Source organism: Brakhagea slesvicensis, from assembly GCF_052161625.1.
GTDB lineage: Bacteria > Planctomycetota > Planctomycetia > Pirellulales > Pirellulaceae > JBKCUI01.
In genome coordinates this window covers 1,181,530-1,197,959 of the sequence record NZ_CP197412.1, presented here as the reverse complement: position 1 = coordinate 1,197,959, position 16,430 = coordinate 1,181,530, and the positions used below count along the sequence as shown (strand labels likewise).

Below are 16,430 nucleotides of genomic sequence, written 5' to 3'. Positions count from 1 at the left end.
ACCATCCTCTAGGCAGCGAGCTTTCGGTCCCTGGTGAGGATCTCCCCTTTCTCGTTCACTTCTTCAAACCGAACGGAGACCTGCCGTGAAACTCCGCTTTCTTGCATGGTAACACCGTAGATCATATTGGCTGCGGTCATCGTCTTCTTGCTGTGCGTTACGACGATGAACTTGGTGGTCGAAAGAAACTCGCGAAGAACGGTCACAAAACGACCAATATTGGCTTCATCGAACGGCGCATCGACTTCGTCGAGAATACAAAACGGACTGGGGCGGTATTGAAAGAAGGCCATAATCAAAGCCACCGCCGTGAGGGCTTTTTCGCCACCGCTCAGAAGCGAATTGCTAAGCGTGGTCTTGCCCGGAGGTGTTGCAATAATCTCGATACCGCTATCCGGATCGTTTTCGTTTTCAAGAAGAATGTCGGCGAAGCCACCGCCGAACGACCGCCGATACAAGTCTTGAAAGTTTTTGCGAATCGCTTCAAGCGTCTCGATGAACAAGTGACGGGAATCTTCGTCGATTTTCGTCATGGTCCGCAGCAGTCCATTTTTGGCTTCAATCAAATCGCTTTGATGACCTGCGAGGCGATCGTATCTCGATTGCAACGCATCGAGTTCAGCGAGCGCCTCCATATTGACGCTCCCTGTGGATGCGAGTTCGGAACGGAGCCAAGCGACTTCCGATTCCGTTTTCTGTTTGAGTTGTTGCAACTCCTGCATATCGGAAACGGCAGCGATCGACTGGAGCTCGCCAGCGGTGTCTTGGGAAAGACGGTCTTCGACAATTTGCTTTTCAATCTCGAGCAAATCCCGAGGCAGCAGAATTTGATACTCTGCAGCATAGTGCTCGCGAAGCTGTGCGACTTGAGATTCGATCTGCTGCAAACTATGGTTGATCTGTGCTAAGCGATCTTCATTCTTCTCCATTTGACGTCGCATTTGCTCAAACTGGCGCAGCGCCTGTCCAGCCGTGTTGTTCTGTTCATCGATCTTCGCGAGCTGCGCAATGCGCTGGGTCTCTAGGTTCGTGGCGGTTGTTCTCAGTTCACCCATCGCCTCCATGCAGCGGGTCGCATGCTGTTTGGATTCTTGGATTCGTTGGTCGATTTGAGAGAGGGACTGGCTGGCCTGGCTCACATTCTTTTCTCTCTCCGATGCGTCCAAGACGAGTTGATCCAGCGTGAGTTTCAGTCCATCGAGCCTTTGTTCCAATCTCGCAACTTGAATCTTCTGTTCGTTCGCCAGCGACTCCTGAAGCTTTAGTTTGGACTGAAGCTCGGCTCTTCGCTCCCGCAGAGAATGCAGTCGAACATCGATCTCCTCGCGTGCCAGTTCGCTGCGCTGGCACTCTGCATCGGCCTCCTGTGACTGGTTCTCTGCATCGAGAATTCGATCGTCGCCGGTTGCGATCTGAGAAAGGATCTCGTCGATTCGCTTGAGGAGGGAGGAGCTTCGTTCGGCATTGGACTCCGATAGAACCTCGATGCGTGAAAGCTCTTGCGACGCTTCCCGTTCCTGTCGTTCCAATTGCTTCAATGAAAGTTCTTCGCGTGCCAGGCTTTCTTGAAGGTGAATCATCGCCTGGGTCGCTTGCTCCAGCTCTGACTCGAGATGAACTATCTCCTCGCGCGCCATCTGCATTTCGGTTCGCCGGGAGATCAATCCCAATCCCGCTTGCAACGAGCCGATCGTAATGCTCCCATCGGAGTCGATCAATTGGCACTCGGCGGTTACGAATCGCAATCCTGCTCCACGAAAGTGGCTGAGTTCCAGTGCGGTCGCCAAGGAATCCACGAACCAAGTCGTCCCTAGCAATGCGCGAATCAGCGGTTCGTATTCCGGCGCAAATTGAGTTAGTCGATCGGCGCGCCCAATGACTCCACGCAGTCCATCTAACTGTATCTTTTCCCCTGTTCTTCGGTTGGGGAGCCGATCCAGTCTCAGCAAAGTAACACGGCCGTCGACGGCGAGCGCACCTTCATGGATCCAGTCCACAATTTGACCATTGCTCAAAACGATTGCATCTGCCAAGTGACCGAGGGCTACGTCAATCAGAGGCGCAAGGTGCATTTCGCTCGACAGAATATCCGCAACAAGTCCCCGCACCGAATGCCACGGGTTCGACAACATCGCGACGCTAGACTCGCCACCTTGGGAGTCGAGATCTTGATTCGCCCGAGCTAGTCGCAGCAACTGTTGCCCGCCACGTCCGTCTCCTGCGAATTGATCTTCTAGTTGCGTGAGAACCGACAATCGCTCCCGCACTCCGTGCAACTTCCCTTGCATCGCGGCGAGTTGTTCTTGACTTTCGAACAGTTTCTTCCGTCCCTGTTCGAGCGATTGCTCTGCTACGGTCCGACCCTCTCGCGCAGCCGTGGCTCGCAAACGGGCCCGATCTATCTCGTGCGATAACTGAAGGGATTCTTTTTCCTGGCGTTCCCATTCCAACCTTAACTGCGACTCCTGACTTCGCCAGGTTTCGATCGAGTTTTGCAATTGCTCGATGTGATATTGAAAACTGACGATTTTAGAACGCAACGTATGGATCGTCGTTTGCATTTCGGCATGCGAGGCTGCATCGGAATCGATCGATTGGTTGAGTTGTTCAAGCTCGCTGCGGACTTCCTCCAGATCCGCTTCACGCTGAGCAAGCAAGAGGATTGCGTCTTTCTGCTCTTGTTCGATCGACTCGATTTCGCGTTGTCGTACTTGGGTTTCCTCAACCGACGAGGAAGCTTTCTCCTGCAATGCGATCAATCGCTCTTGAATGAGCGAGCGTTCGATCTCCAACTCCTCCGAGCGAGCGATGGCGGTGTTGTATCCACTTTCCGCTGCGATCGCCTCTTTTTCTGAGTTCAAATAAGCGTTCTGAAAGGAGACGAGCTCCGATTGCAACGCATCCAGAAGACGTTTTTCTCGAGCTGCAGAGTCATCCAGTTCCTTCCACTTCACCACACATTCTTCTTTAGAACTGATCGCCTCTGTGCGTTGCAATTCCAACGCATTGCGTTGGTGTTCAAGGAGGCGCGTTTCGATCCAGCCAAGACTCCACCGTTGTGAGGTGAGTTGATGGGTGATCTCCCGATACCGCTGTGCCTTGGTTGCTTGGCTTTTGAGCGTTTGCAGTCGCTTTCCAACTTCGTCGACGATGTCCCCTAGGCGAACCAGGTTCTGGTCGACGCGTTGCATACGGCGTTCGGCTTCCACCTTTTTGGCTTTGAACCGAGAAATCCCCGCTGCCTCCTCGAAAATCCCACGGCGATCCTTCGCGGAAGCTTGCAGCAGACGATCCACCTTTCCTTGCTCGATCAGACTGTATGCGTCGACTCCGACACCGGTGCCCCGAAATAGATCTTTGACGTCCTTCAGTCGACACGGCTCGCCATTGATCGCATACTCTCCTTCGCCACTGCGAAAAACCCTTCGACTCACATGCACTTCTTCAGAGTCGTGATGAAAGATGCGCGAGGTATTGTCGAGAACAAGCACGACCTCGGCGCTATTCGCAGGCTTGCGTCCCCCCTCTGCGGAGCCTTTAAAGATCACATCCGCCATATCTGCGCCGCGTAACGCTTTCGCGCTCTGGGCACCGAGCACCCACTTCACGGCGTCGACAACATTGGATTTTCCAGATCCGTTCGGACCGACGACCACGGTGATCCCGTCGGGGAATTCGAACCGCGTTTTGTCGGCAAAACTCTTGAAGCCTACTAGTTCGAGGGCTTTGAGCATGAATGGGTCCGATGGATCCGAAACAGAAGAGTGACGATTTAAGTGGTGCAGCCGTTAGTTCAATGCGTCCCAGTCGATTTCAGGGAGCTCATTTGAGGCATTGGAAGATGTCGAGACCGAGGGAGATACTCCGCTTGGGAGCTCCTCGACGGTTACTTTCTCCTGGTTCTTGGTGGAGACATCAAGATCGATTCCAGATTCCGAGGCCGAACGATGAGGCGTCACCGCTTCGTTACGGAACCAATTCGAAACAGTCCACCACGATTTGGTCTCGTTCTGTCGCGAGCTCGCATCTACTTCCACAGGTCGTTCGGCTGCTTCTTCGGATTCGCCATCGCGTTTGTAGATACGACCCGCCATCGGGCGTGGATTGAACGCGACGGGAGTGCTGATGCACTTCTTTTCCGACAGTAGGGACAGGGTCTGCACGAGATCGTTATACGATGCATTCGCTGCGCCGAGTGCCCGAAGCAAAGAGACGGTATCGGCCTCCACAACAGATCGAATGACATCGGAAGCTGACTTGCGAGTCACCAGCAGTTGATTCCCACTCACGGGTGTTAGGGTCACAAAGGGAGTTGGGTTCAAGGTGGAGGTCAACGTCACAGGTGACGTGTTTCCAAAGCAAACAATCTCTTGTTTGGTTTGCAAGGAAACAGCGATGAGAGGTGACTGGCTGGATATCAACGACATCGAAACGCGATCGTTCAAACGCTCGCCCTGTACGAGTGCATCGGATTCATCCCGTTGTCGAATTGCCCAAAACGCACCGTAACGCAATTCCGGCTCGGATTCTTGAAGCAGTTTTTCCAACGCCTCGCGGGCGCTGTCTTGCTCGTTCATCGCCAATCCGACGAGGCAGAGGGGTCGGAACGCCGCCTCTTTCCGAGCAATTTCGGCTAGGACCGGTACCGATTCCTTGCGATCGAGATAAGCAAGAGAATAAGCCGTATAGAAGCGAATCTCGGTGTCGACGGAGGAAAGCGTATCGACCAGAACATCGATCGCTTCGGGGGTTCCCAAGGATTCCAGTTCCGCCGCGGCGCGTCGAACGGTTGTCCGATCGCGTACCAGTTTCTTGCATCCTTCGAGTCTTTCCTTGCGTTCTTCATCGCTTTCATTGAATCCGGTTGCGAGAATGACGGAAGCGAAGTGAGAAGCGTCGAATCGGTACTTCGGCATCGTCGTCAACGCGACTTGCGCATCATTTTTTCCTTCAGCCATCAAACGTTGACGCGAAGCTTCGTGAAAATAAAATCGCTTGTTGAGCGCTTCTTCGATGGATTTCGTGACCATCACATGCTTGAAGTCAGGTCGGACTTGGAGACCTAATCGTCTCGGTTGCAACAAACGTCCACCACCCACAATCACCGCTCGCAGAGGCTCGCGGTCTCTCTTCGTGTAGGCTGCAGGGAGAATGACGAGTTCCCCTTGAGCAACAGCCTTGTCATCGCTTTCACGAATTTTGCCACCGACATTTACCATCTCGCGCAGACGAGCTTCCAACAGGAAACCGCCGGTCAAGTCGCTCGCGTTGCATTCGGTCGAGCATTCGATGCTGACGTCGAGGACTTGGTTGTCTCGATCTCCTGGATTTCCATATCCTCGAACCTTGACGAGGGCGGTCCAGAGAGCGTCGAGAGTCGATTCGGGGGAAGCGGTCTCTCGAATCCGCATCTCTTTCAACATCATGTCACGGGCAGCCCCTGGCTTGACCGATCCCCCTGTGTTGTTGAGCCCAGTGACCAGTCCATAGGCATCGTACTGATGGATGACCAAGCCTGTGATACCGGCGACCTCACCGATCAATCGGGGACGCTCGGGATCCTTCAATAACTGCTTGATCCGTTTGGTCTCTTTGATGAAGTGGGAGTTTTCATCATTCTTCTTGCGGCCGAACCATGATTGACAGCCCACGAAGCCAACGAGGATTAGCAGCGCGCAAACTACGAGTGGGCTGCGTTTGCGCCGTTGACGAGACGGGCATGGATTGGATTTGAACAAAATGGTGTCCAGAGCGGTTCGGTCCATCGATCGATCATTCCTATTCGCAAGAATAGTTCGCGTCCGATGGGATCCATCCCATCTGCGCAAATTCACTCCGGTTCATATCTAGATCGTGTGAGCCAGGTCAAGGTCATGCAGGGGAATTCAGGAATGCTGGCAATCGATCAAGGAAGATTGTGACCCATTTTGTCGCGTTTTGTCGCTAGGTAGGCAGCGTTGTGCTCATTGATCTCCGGAATAATGGGCACTTGATCGACAACCGAAAGGTCAAACCCGCGCAGGTTGAAGGCTTCCTTTTTCTTGGGATTGTTGGTGAGGAGCCTAATTTCATGCAATCCGAGATCCTTCAGGATTTGGATGCCGATGCCATAGTCTCGCATATCCGCTTTGAAGCCGAGTTTGTGATTGGCTTCGACTGTATCCAAACCTTCTTCCTGGAGCGCATAGGCCTTGATCTTTTGAGCGAGCCCAATGCCGCGACCTTCTTGCGGCAAATAGACTAGGACGCCTCTTCCTTCGCGGGCGATTGCTTCCAAGGCCTGTTGAAGTTGATCGCCGCAATCGCATCGGAGGGAAGCGACCAGATCCCCTGTAAAGCAACTGCTATGCATCCGGACCAATGGCGCGTTTTCTCCTGCGGTGCTGAGATCGCCCATCACGAGAGCGACCGGTTCCTGCGATTCGAACTGCACCCCGTAGACGATAATATCAAACAGTCCGTAGCGGGTTGGCAATTTGGCCTTGGCCGTCCTGTTCACCAACTTCTCGCTGATGCGTCGATGCGAGATGATCTGCTCGACAGTGATGATTTCCAACCCATGTTTCGCGGCCAGCTCGAGCAACTCATCCCGCGTGGCTCGATCTCCTTCGTGATTCAAAATCTCGCACAAAACCCCCGCGGGTGTCAGGCCTGCCATTCTCGCGAGATCGACCGCCGCCTCCGTATGACCGGCTCGTCGCAACACGCCACCCTCCATGGCGAGGAGTGGGTAAACATGCCCTGGTTTGACGAAATCGGAAGGCTTCGAATTCTCGCTCGCAAGTCTTCGAATGGTTTCGGCTCGCTCCCCTGCGGTGATGCCTGTTTTGCATCCAGCATGGTCGACGGGCGTCATAAAAGCAGTCGTAAGCGGGGAGGTGTTGTGATCGACTAAAGGACGAAGTTCCAGTCGCTGGCAAACCGAAGGCAACACCGGTGCACAGAGTTGTCCGTGACCTTGAAGCATAAAATTGATGGTCTCAGTCGTGACGGACTCTGCTGCACAAACAAAATCGCCTTCGTTCTCGCGATCTTCATCGTCGAGCACGATCACCACCTCTCCGCGGGCGATCGCTGCAACGGCCTTTTCGATACTGCTGAACTTTGTGTTTGTCATTTTGGATGGAATTTGGAGTAGCCCAATGGTGTCAGGAGTTTGGATGGGAGTTGGGATCCATGTCATCCAAGCTATAGTCTTTCATTTTCTTGTGGAGCGTGTTGCGATTGATGCCAAGCCGGGTTGCTGCTTTTGTCTGAACATAATTGCAGGACGCGAGGACTTGAGAAATAAGCTCCTTTTCGACTCGATCCACGATCGCACTGTGCAGGTTGGTGGCATCGGCTGAGCACTGTCGGATTCCCTCGACGACCACTTCGGTCGCCAAACTTTGGAAGTCCCATTTTTTCTGTTCACTCACGGCATGTGCTGGCGTTGGAGTCGAACCGCGCCCTGTCACCGTGGATGGCAGGAGGTCGCATGTCAACTCATCGGTTTCTGCCATCACCACCGAGCGTTCGATGTAGTTTTGCAATTCGCGAACATTGCCGGGCCAATGGTAATCCTGCAACGCTTGCATCGCCTCGCGCTCGATGTGAACCACATACCGTTCATTGAGTGCACTATACACTTGTAGGAAGTGCCCGACGAGCGCGGGTATGTCCTCGCGTCGCTTGCGAAGAGGTGGAATCTCGATCGGTACCACATTCAGTCGCCAATACAAATCTTCGCGAAAACGCTCGTGCTTGATCTCTTCCGCAAGGTCCCGGTTGCTCGCCGCGATGACACGTGTGTCCACAGAAACTGTTTCAGTGTCCCCGACCCGCTCGAACTGCTTTTGCTGCAAGACCCGGAGGAGCTTGACCTGGAGGTGCAGCGACGTGCTGTTGATTTCATCCAAGAAAATAGTACCGGAGTGCGCCGCCTCGAATCGACCTGCGCGATTGCTAACGGCTCCCGTGAAAGCGCCTCGAACGTGACCGAAAAGCTCGCTCTCTAACAAACTCTCGCTCAACGCACCGCAATTGACTTTTACAAAGGGCCCGCTGTTGCGACCGCTCAATTGATGAATGGCGTTCGCAATCACTTCCTTGCCAGAACCGGTTTCACCCAAAAGCAGAACCGATGCATTGCTGGGGGCAACGCGACGGGTGATGCGAACCACGTCCTGCATGGCGGGAGCGGAGCCGATGACTCCTGGAAGCAACGTTCCAGCGCTGACACGCTGCGATCCGTTGTCTTGCCTGATTCCTGCCATGGAGTTCCGACTTTTAGAAGGCTGACGAAACAACACGGCGCCTAACCCAAGGGTGCGATGCCGTGTTAAGGAGCAATCGCCCCCCATTCGCGATCCCCGCGACTGGCTTCGACTGCATCCAGCATCCGACTTAGCAACTCACGGGTATCGACCTCGCTTTTGCCTCGCTCGTTATACACATCGTACAGACCATCAGCCGTCTCGGAAGAGACTTGTAGTCCAAATTGACGAAGCGATTGCACAAAAAGTTGGCTTGCCTGCTCGCGTTCGGGCAACGGAATCGCGCTGTCCAGAACTTTAAGGATCAGTTCACGCTGTCCTACGGGTGTTTGGGGGATTTTCGGTTGCACAGGCGCCTTCGGAGCCGTGACCAACTTCCCAAGTTGCGCTTCGCGAAACCGACCCGCTTCTTCCTTCCAAAAAACCTTGTCGACGTCGCTCATTGGACTTGCTCCAAACGCGACTCGACCCCGTCGAAGAATGTCCTGCAATCCAATCTCGTCAGGCGGGACGCTGCCCAGCACTAGCTGCGATTCCAAATCCAAGACTCGCAATTCGGAACTGCTCAAGGACTCAGCAAGAACCGCGATAGGAACCGAAGCTCCCGTAGATGTCCCTCGAATTCGCTGCACGAGTTGCCCTAGGTCCATTTCAAGCGTCCTCGAGACGATGAAAATTTCTTCCACCGGCGCACCCTCTTTGCATCGAGCCAATGCCGTTCCCGCAGAGGAGAACTCCTCGCATTGGTAATCGAAGGATTCCAGCAACGTGCGAAGATGCGATCGTAGTGAACTGCTTCCTCCTACCACCATGGCTCGCCGCTTCGTCGTCAATTGCACCATTTCTGCGACGACCCGATCCAGCTTGCCTCGGCCCAGAAAACTCTCGTTCCCTACCCCGCGATCTGCTCCTGACGCCATCCACTGCATCAAACCTGTCGCACACGCATATCGGACCGTGGTGTATCCTGACTCAAGCCCTTGTACCAATCGGTCTCGGACCTCGACCGGCATCGGCGACGAAAATCTTCCCAATTGCTCGGCGACGACTCGCTGCGATGTTGGAAACCGATACTTCCAAGCGGCATCCCAAACAAGGCACGCGAATTCATAACGATCCAACAGCGGCGCTTTCGCACCGAGGGACAAATGCGTTCCCGTAGCCGGAATGCCGTCTTCGCCTTGGAGCAGAACCGCTGCTGCGATCGCGGAGTCCAACCCCGCGCCCGCTCCCGATTGAAGCACGACCTCCGCTTCCCCTTCCACTCGGAACCAAAGCTCCTCGGCTGGAGTGCAATCGCGCATCGTTAAAGAACGACCATCTTGGCCTAACAGCCAGCGTACACCCGTAGCCGCTTCGTCATCGAATCGCACATTGGAGTAACGGCTAAGTAGAGCGCGGAGACGGGAGGAGGAATCATCGAAGAGCTGAGAGCCAGATGGCGATGATTCGCTTCGGCTCATCCATTTGTTCGCAAGTGCGCGGAGATCTTCCGGCACGTCGTCGGCAATTCCGAAGAGAGATGTGAGTTCGCTTTGGTAGCGAGCGTCTTTCGATCCCGCAGCAAGCAATATCAGGTTGCGTCTGGCGTCGGCGTGAGGTGTTCGCATGCAGACCACCCAAGCATCTTTGGCTGGGTCACCCAAGCGTCGTAGCGTTTCACACATCGCTCCGTTCGGTGCAGGAGCTCCTTGTCGCATTACCGCGCCAAAAAAACTTTGAACGCCGATATAACCCGTCGACTGCACAACACCGAATGCGGGCTTCCAACTACTTGGTTCAGGACTCTGAAGCTGCGAGACACTTTTTGCAATCATCGCCGGGTTGAGTCGGTACTGATCGGCCAATTGCAAAACGCGTTCTACGATCTGCTTGTTGGCTGGCTCCAGTGGCACCAAGGGCGATAACAACCCTTGAAATGTTTTGGCACCCACCTCGCCGACCATCGCGTGCGCGCGGGCTTCATCCAATCCGGTTTGCTCGATAACTTTCAGCCACCGCGCCACTTCATCCCATCTGCGGATTCGGGCCATCCATTGAACCGCCCTGGCCAATCCTGCAGGATCGGAAGGTGCGCTGCGGATCAACGATCGAACGACTGCATTCCTTTCAAAGAGATCGACCTCCCCGATCGGGCTTGGCGCTGCACCCGCTGTGCCGACATTCACCGGGACTTCGTCCGTGGAAATAGGATCGTTGCCAAAGGGGTCTTGTGCGCAGCACGAGAGGGCTGTTGTCAGGCCAATGCAAACCAAAGATATAGAACATTGCAAAGGACGATACCGCAGCATAGCCGTTCCACTGAGATGACGATCGAGACAAGTTCGGAGTAGCAGGTGGGGCGTGCGGAAGCGTATAGCACCCTCCAGTTTAGCTCCCCCCTTTTGGATGCCCCCTAAAAATAAGCAATTTCTAACCAACAAGCGCGCCAAATGTTCGAACTTTCTCCGCCTTGGTATATCGTAGTGATATCACATTGCTATTATTTCATTTCATGTTCCTGGAGGAGTCGACGATGAATACCGTGACCGCTGAGAAGAGCTTTCAACCCATGTCGGGTTGGTTTCCATTAGTTTTGGTGATTTTGGGCTTTGCTTTGACGATCGCCGGATTCGTCGTCACGGTTTCCTCCGTTGACGAACGCTCCGAAATCATCAACGTACTTTCCTTTTTTGCGGTTGGAGGACTAGCCACGGTCACCTTCATCGCCTTGTTCGGTTTCTTGGCGATCCAGCCGAACGAGTCTCGCGTGCTACTCCTGTTCGGCACCTATAAGGGGTCCGTCAAACAATCGGGGTTCTTTTGGGTCAATCCGTTCTTCTCCAAAAAATCCGTTTCATTGAGAGTTCGCAACTTCGAGACAGGCTCCACCTCGGTCGGGGAAACGAAAGACAAACAAGGAGTTGTCGTCACGCCGAAAACCAGAACCCATGGAAGACCATCCAAAGTCAATGACAAAGACGGCAACCCCATCGAAATCTCCGCCGTCGTCGTCTGGCGCGTGGTGAATACCGCCGAAGCGCTTTTTGAAGTGGATGACTACGAGGATTATGTCGGCGTTCAAAGTGAAGCTGCCCTTCGCAACCTGGCGACGCGACACCCGTACGACAGCCAAGATCACGAAGTTTCACTTCGAAGCAACACACAGGAGATCAGCGATCAGCTTCAACGCGATATTCAAGATCGCGTTGACAAGGCGGGGGTCGAAGTCATCGAGGCTCGGATCAGCCATCTCGCATATGCCGCCGAGATTGCGGCCGCCATGCTCCAACGTCAACAAGCATCCGCCGTTGTCGCTGCTCGTAGCAAGATTGTCGAGGGAGCCGTCGGTATGGTTCAGCAAGCGCTCGAGCACCTAAGCCGAGATAAAATTGTCGAACTCGACGACGAACGAAGAGCCGCCATGGTATCGAATTTGCTCGTCGTACTTTGTTCTGATCGCCACGCGCAACCGGTGGTGAATACGGGGACGCTCCATAACTAGCGGATAGGGCTTCATGGCCAAGCGGGACTCCTTCCTACTGCGACTTCCTCCAGAAACCCTCGACGCACTCCGTCGCTGGGCGGAGGAGGAGCTGCGCAGTACCAACTCGCAAATCGAAATCTTGCTCACGCAATCCCTCAAAAAAGCTGGACGATACCCCAAGCCACTGGCTTCTCCCGAGCAAAAGGATGCGACGAATTCCAATAGCACGCATCCGCATGGGAAGAGCGACTCGAGCACGACCCTCGACGATGGCTCTTGATCGATCTCTCTTGATCAGCGGCTATTGATCTGCAGGCAACTCCAGCGTGATCCGTTGAAGCATGTAAAGCGCAGGGCACTTTCTCCGAACTACCAACGGAGAAGGCAGGTGCCCCAAGAGAGCCCGGCTCCGAATCCGCACAATAAGACGAGATTGCCCCGCTGCAGACGACCCGCTTTGACCGCTTGATCGAGAGCCAGCGGAATGCTGGCAGCGGACGTATTGCCGAATCGGTCCAAGTTGACAAACATGCGTTCACGAGGGATCGCGAAATGTCCGATGGCTGCGTCGAGTATTCGAATGTTCGCTTGGTGAAGGATCACTAAATCGATGTCGCAAGGGCTCACTCCCGCCTCGACTAGGACGTCGTTCAAGCTGTCCTCGACAATTCGAACCGCCCACTTGAACACCGAACGTCCATCCATTTGCAGATACTGACGCCCTTCGGCGATCGACTGCGCACTGAGAGGTTCGCGAGATCCGCCGCCAGGTATGCACAGTGCATTAGGATCTCCCTCGGAACCCAGGGTGAATCGAATCAGTCCATTACCGGGATTGCTTGGCGATCCCTCGTCGGGTTCGATGGGCTGCAGAAGCGCAGCTCCTGCTCCGTCGCCAAACAACGGATACGTCTTCACATCGGTCGCGTCCACCGTGCGGCTCATGATCTCGCTCCCGACGACCAGCGCATTGCGAGCCGCACCGGTGCGGACAAACTGAGCAGCTGTAACCAGCCCGACCATGAACCCCGCGCAAGCCGCGTTGACGTCGAAAGCCGGAGCGATGCATCCAAGGCTTTTTTGGAGCAAACACGCAGTGCTCGGTGTCATGTAGTCAGGGGTAATCGTCGCGCAGACGATCAAGTCCACGTCCGAGGGAGACACGTTGGCCGATTGCAAGCAATCGATTGCGGCTCGGTAGGCAAGGTCGCTGGTTGCTTCCTCAGACGTTGCGCGCCGCCGTTGTTGAATCCCCGTTCGCTGTACGATCCACTCGCTATCGCAGCCTAGCTCCGCAAGGTCTTCATTGGTGACGATTTGCTCGGGTGCGTAGGAACCCGTTGCGGCGACCAGAACCCCTGGGCAAGCGGCGACACGTCCACGTCCGCTTCGACTCAAGTTGCTTTGGTCCGAGGTGGGGATGCTAGCCATGCGTATTCTACGGTGCGGAATGACAGGGCCCTTCGATGACCAAGCCTACCGATGATGCATCCCACCGATGACCAGGCTCACGGGAAAACGAGGATTGCGACCCGGGAGCAGAGACCCAAAGGGGGAAAGTATACCAACCCCCTCAAATCGCGTAACCTCTCAACTTTCAGCGAATTGCTGCATCCAACTGATCTTTACCCAGTCTGCCCGGTTCTGCTAGGCTCCTCAAAGACCCAACGTGCGTTCGAGGATGAACGCCTGAAATGAAGCGTAAAGGAGAGGGAGGAGCCCTACGATGCATTTGATCCGCTTAGACATCGACCGTAAAAATGCCGCAGCCCATCTGCAGGTTGGACCATTAGGTGGTGGCCTGAACGCCGTTTACGCCCCGCTCCAAGGTGGAAGCGCCACCATGGCGCGATTCGTACGGAGCATTCTCTTTCGAGGCAACTACGTCAACGAGGTTTTCGAAACCGATGAAGGGGAGTCGATTGATGGCTCTATGCAGTGGGTCGACGCAACCGGACATGTCAGGCAAATGTCGTTTGCCGGCGGCTCCGCGATGCTTCCCGGCGGCTTTGTAAACTCCCCGTTGCATCCCTCCCAGCACACGCTCCACCAAGGCGATCGGGACCGCATCCGAGGCCTGGGAAATATCTTTTGGGAAGGGGATGATGGGGACGCGCGATGGGATGAGATGCGCGGCGATATCCTCGGGATGTTGTTTTGCAGCGCGCTCGGTAGTGTCTCGCCGGAGAAGCTTTGGTGGTCCGCCAGCCGACTCGGTGTCCATGCTCCTGCTCGCAACGAACTCGATGAAGGCTACCAGAGCCTAAAGGCCGAAGAACGAGACTTGCTCGACCGACTTCGCAACGCGGATGCCGTGGATCACGATCGAGCTTGGTGGGCGTTGGAGCGGGATCGAATCCTGGCCGAGATCGAGCACATCCACCACGTCAATCACCTTCCCAACCGCCACACGGAACGAACCCAGCCATCGATTCTCACGGGTCTTCGCGAACGTCTCGCCACCATTCATGTGGAACTCTCCCATTTGAAGAACGCCCACCAGGATCTGATCGTCGCAGAAGCCAATGCGAAGTTGGATTCCATGCAAGACCACGAGGCTTCGAGCCTGGACGCGTTTCGAAGCGGTGTCTCGGACCATGTTATTTATCCTCGCACTCGATCCGACCGTCCCCAATCCAACGACTACTCTACCGAGTTGAACCGGGTTCGTAGCAGGCTTGAAAAACTGAACGCGGAGAAGGCAGATGTCGAACTCCAATTGCAGCATGCTCAATCCGTCGCGACATCGACTGTCGTCGCGAGTTGGGACGATTCGCAACTGCGACAGCAACTTGCTCACGCAGAAGATATGCTGCGTCGATGGGACCGACGAGCGCAATGGCACCGACGACTTGCCGAAGTCCAGTCGCACCTGCGAACCCGGTCCCCCTATCGCCGGACTTCCGAAGGCTCATTGATTCCACTGGCCGAAAAATACTTGCGCGAACTCACGGCCGGCGCCGCGCGCCAACTTCCACCTTGGGCGGTCGAGTCTTCCTATCTCCGCGGCACGGATATGCCGGTCGACTTCGATATCCCAATGACCGAGCTGAATGGTCGGGACACTTACTATGATCGCCGATTGCCCGCAGCGGATTCCCGCCAGCGACGATTGGTCGACCTGGCGATCCGACTGGCGATCGCGGAACGAGCGGTTCCCCGAATCGGTCGGATCCCCTTCCTTTTTGATCAATCTGTCGAAGTCTTTCGAGGCGAAGCCTTGGAGCAGATCCTGCACGTGTTGGCTGGATTCGCACGCGATGGTCGTCAGATTTTGATGGCGACGCACGACGAGTTTATTGCTCGTCGTATCGCCGCACACGGTGGAACCGTTTGCCGAATGCACGAAATCCTTCGGTATGCCCGACCAAGCTATTCCATGGATAGTTTCGAAGACCTGGGAATCCATCCGTCATTACACCAGTCTGCACCGAACTTCGCTGTCGATCCTTCAGTGCGTGAAGCGGCGAACAGCGGATACTATACTCCTTTCTACAGCTCTGCTCAGGATTACGCGGATATCAATCGACAGCTCAGCGGCTGGGCGAACGAGTCGGACGAAACCTCGTGGTGGAATACGGTAGATTCGAATGCCAGTAACTCGGCGAGGCCAACCGGAATCCGTACTGCTCCCATCGGAGTACGCAACAGCAGATTCCATCTGCATCTAGATAGTCCGATCGATCAAGTTCCCACGGTGGATCCCGCCCTGGCCGTTCGATTCCTTCAAGCTGGGGTGCATCGCGTCGGCGATTTGCTCCGTACTCCACCGGAGTCGCTCGGAGTCGCCATGCGAACGGATGAAAATCTGGTTTACTATTTGCAATGTGTGGCGGAACTGATGACTGCTACCCCGATGCTCCGACCCTTTGATGCCAGGGTTCTAGTGGGTTGCGGAATCACTCGCTCGCACATGCTGCGAGATCTAGAGCCGAACCAACTGGTGGATCGTGTTGACGCGTTCCTTCGCAGCGGCAGCGGCCAAGAACTTCTGCGAACCGCCAGACCATTCGAAGTCAATCGGATTCGAGAATGGGTCGCTTCCATGAAGCGATCGACCAAACGTCGACGTTCTGCACTGGATCTCGATCGCGCTTCCGCCGACTTCCATCGCACCGATGCGGGGCCTCGCATTCGAACCTTTGAGCCACGCCTCCGCGAAGAACGTGCTAGCAAGTCATCCGCATCCAACGAACGCGAAATGCGAGATCCCAAACCGGCAGTGAATGGTCGAACCGTTCAAACCAACTCGATGAACTCGCGTTGGAAATTCCACTTGGACACCGAAAGCCCGGTGGTAGACGCTCCTAGCATCGGTCCCAAAATCGCATCGAAGCTTGCGGCTATTTCCATCCAGACCGTCGGAGATCTTTTGGCGACCTCGGCTGAAACCATCTCCGCCCAACTGGAAGAGAAAAGCGTTTCGGAGGAGAGCGTCCGAGATTGGCAGCGACAAGCTCTCTTGGTTTGCCGTGTACCGAACCTGCGTGGACACGATGCTCAACTCATCGTCGGCGTCGGAATTGTCGAAGCGGAGGAACTGGGGAGTGCCGATATCGAGGCGCTATTCGAAAAGGTAGCTCGGTTCGCGAGCAGCAAAGCGGGAGTTCGCATCCTGCGAGGCTCCGATGCACCGACACGCGAAGAAGTGCAAGAGTGGATTCATTGGGCGCAAAACTGTCGCGCCGTTCGAGCAGCCTAAACCATCC

General features: G+C 55.1%; 9 protein-coding genes. 3 read left to right on the top strand and 6 right to left on the bottom strand.

Annotated elements, in window-relative coordinates; genetic code table 11:
* Positions 1–8 precede the first annotated feature (8 nt).
* The 5 genes from smc to SH467x_RS04615 form a co-directional block, all read right to left on the bottom strand.
* Positions 9–3,734 carry a chromosome segregation protein SMC gene (smc, locus tag SH467x_RS04635; protein WP_482370121.1) on the bottom strand — a complete coding sequence of 1,242 codons (3,726 nt, stop codon included), beginning with the start codon at positions 3,732–3,734 and terminating at the stop codon, positions 9–11.
* Positions 3,735–3,788: 54 nt separating this feature from the next.
* Positions 3,789–5,765: a flagellar basal body P-ring protein FlgI gene (locus SH467x_RS04630; RefSeq protein WP_482370120.1), complete on the bottom strand. Its 1,977-nt coding sequence runs from the start codon at positions 5,763–5,765 to the stop codon at positions 3,789–3,791.
* A gap of 140 nt (positions 5,766–5,905) precedes the next feature.
* Positions 5,906–7,117, bottom strand: coding sequence for a GTP cyclohydrolase II (gene ribA, locus SH467x_RS04625; protein ID WP_482370119.1), 1,212 nt, complete (start codon positions 7,115–7,117; stop codon positions 5,906–5,908).
* 31 nt (positions 7,118–7,148) lie between these two features.
* Complete coding sequence (locus tag SH467x_RS04620) at positions 7,149–8,171, bottom strand: sigma-54 interaction domain-containing protein (protein WP_482371338.1); 1,023 nt, start codon at positions 8,169–8,171, stop codon at positions 7,149–7,151.
* 149 nt (positions 8,172–8,320) lie between these two features.
* Positions 8,321–10,423 carry a PleD family two-component system response regulator gene (locus SH467x_RS04615; protein WP_482370118.1) on the bottom strand — a complete coding sequence of 701 codons (2,103 nt, stop codon included), beginning with the start codon at positions 10,421–10,423 and terminating at the stop codon, positions 8,321–8,323.
* 347 nt (positions 10,424–10,770) lie between these two features.
* On the opposite strand from SH467x_RS04615, the gene SH467x_RS04610 reads away from it, so the two are divergent.
* Together SH467x_RS04610 and SH467x_RS04605 are read left to right on the top strand one after the other, a co-directional pair.
* Positions 10,771–11,739: an SPFH domain-containing protein gene (locus SH467x_RS04610; RefSeq protein WP_482370117.1), complete on the top strand. Its 969-nt coding sequence runs from the start codon at positions 10,771–10,773 to the stop codon at positions 11,737–11,739.
* 13 nt (positions 11,740–11,752) lie between these two features.
* Positions 11,753–12,001 carry a type II toxin-antitoxin system antitoxin gene (locus tag SH467x_RS04605; protein ID WP_482370116.1) on the top strand — a complete coding sequence of 83 codons (249 nt, stop codon included), beginning with the start codon at positions 11,753–11,755 and terminating at the stop codon, positions 11,999–12,001.
* Between the two features lie 89 nt (positions 12,002–12,090).
* Here the strand turns inward: SH467x_RS04605 and SH467x_RS04600 are convergent, their stop codons facing one another.
* Positions 12,091–13,152: a beta-ketoacyl-ACP synthase III gene (locus tag SH467x_RS04600; RefSeq protein ID WP_482370115.1), complete on the bottom strand. Its 1,062-nt coding sequence runs from the start codon at positions 13,150–13,152 to the stop codon at positions 12,091–12,093.
* A gap of 295 nt (positions 13,153–13,447) precedes the next feature.
* Between SH467x_RS04600 and SH467x_RS04595 the strand changes: the two genes are divergently transcribed.
* Positions 13,448–16,423 carry a DUF4332 domain-containing protein gene (locus SH467x_RS04595; protein WP_482370114.1) on the top strand — a complete coding sequence of 992 codons (2,976 nt, stop codon included), beginning with the start codon at positions 13,448–13,450 and terminating at the stop codon, positions 16,421–16,423.
* Positions 16,424–16,430: the final 7 nt, after the last annotated feature.

Excerpts from the sequence above, each read along its gene's own strand:
- SH467x_RS04610 (WP_482370117.1), top strand. The coding sequence starts at position 10,771 with ATGAATACCGTGACCGCTGAGAAGAGCTTTCAACCCATGTCGGGTTGG.
- SH467x_RS04630 (WP_482370120.1), bottom strand. The coding sequence starts at position 5,765 with ATGGACCGAACCGCTCTGGACACCATTTTGTTCAAATCCAATCCATGC.
- ribA (WP_482370119.1), bottom strand. The coding sequence starts at position 7,117 with ATGACAAACACAAAGTTCAGCAGTATCGAAAAGGCCGTTGCAGCGATC.
- smc (WP_482370121.1), bottom strand. The coding sequence starts at position 3,734 with ATGCTCAAAGCCCTCGAACTAGTAGGCTTCAAGAGTTTTGCCGACAAA.
- SH467x_RS04595 (WP_482370114.1), top strand. The coding sequence starts at position 13,448 with ATGCATTTGATCCGCTTAGACATCGACCGTAAAAATGCCGCAGCCCAT.
- SH467x_RS04620 (WP_482371338.1), bottom strand. The coding sequence starts at position 8,171 with ATGCAGGACGTGGTTCGCATCACCCGTCGCGTTGCCCCCAGCAATGCA.
- SH467x_RS04600 (WP_482370115.1), bottom strand. The coding sequence starts at position 13,152 with ATGGCTAGCATCCCCACCTCGGACCAAAGCAACTTGAGTCGAAGCGGA.
- SH467x_RS04605 (WP_482370116.1), top strand. The coding sequence starts at position 11,753 with ATGGCCAAGCGGGACTCCTTCCTACTGCGACTTCCTCCAGAAACCCTC.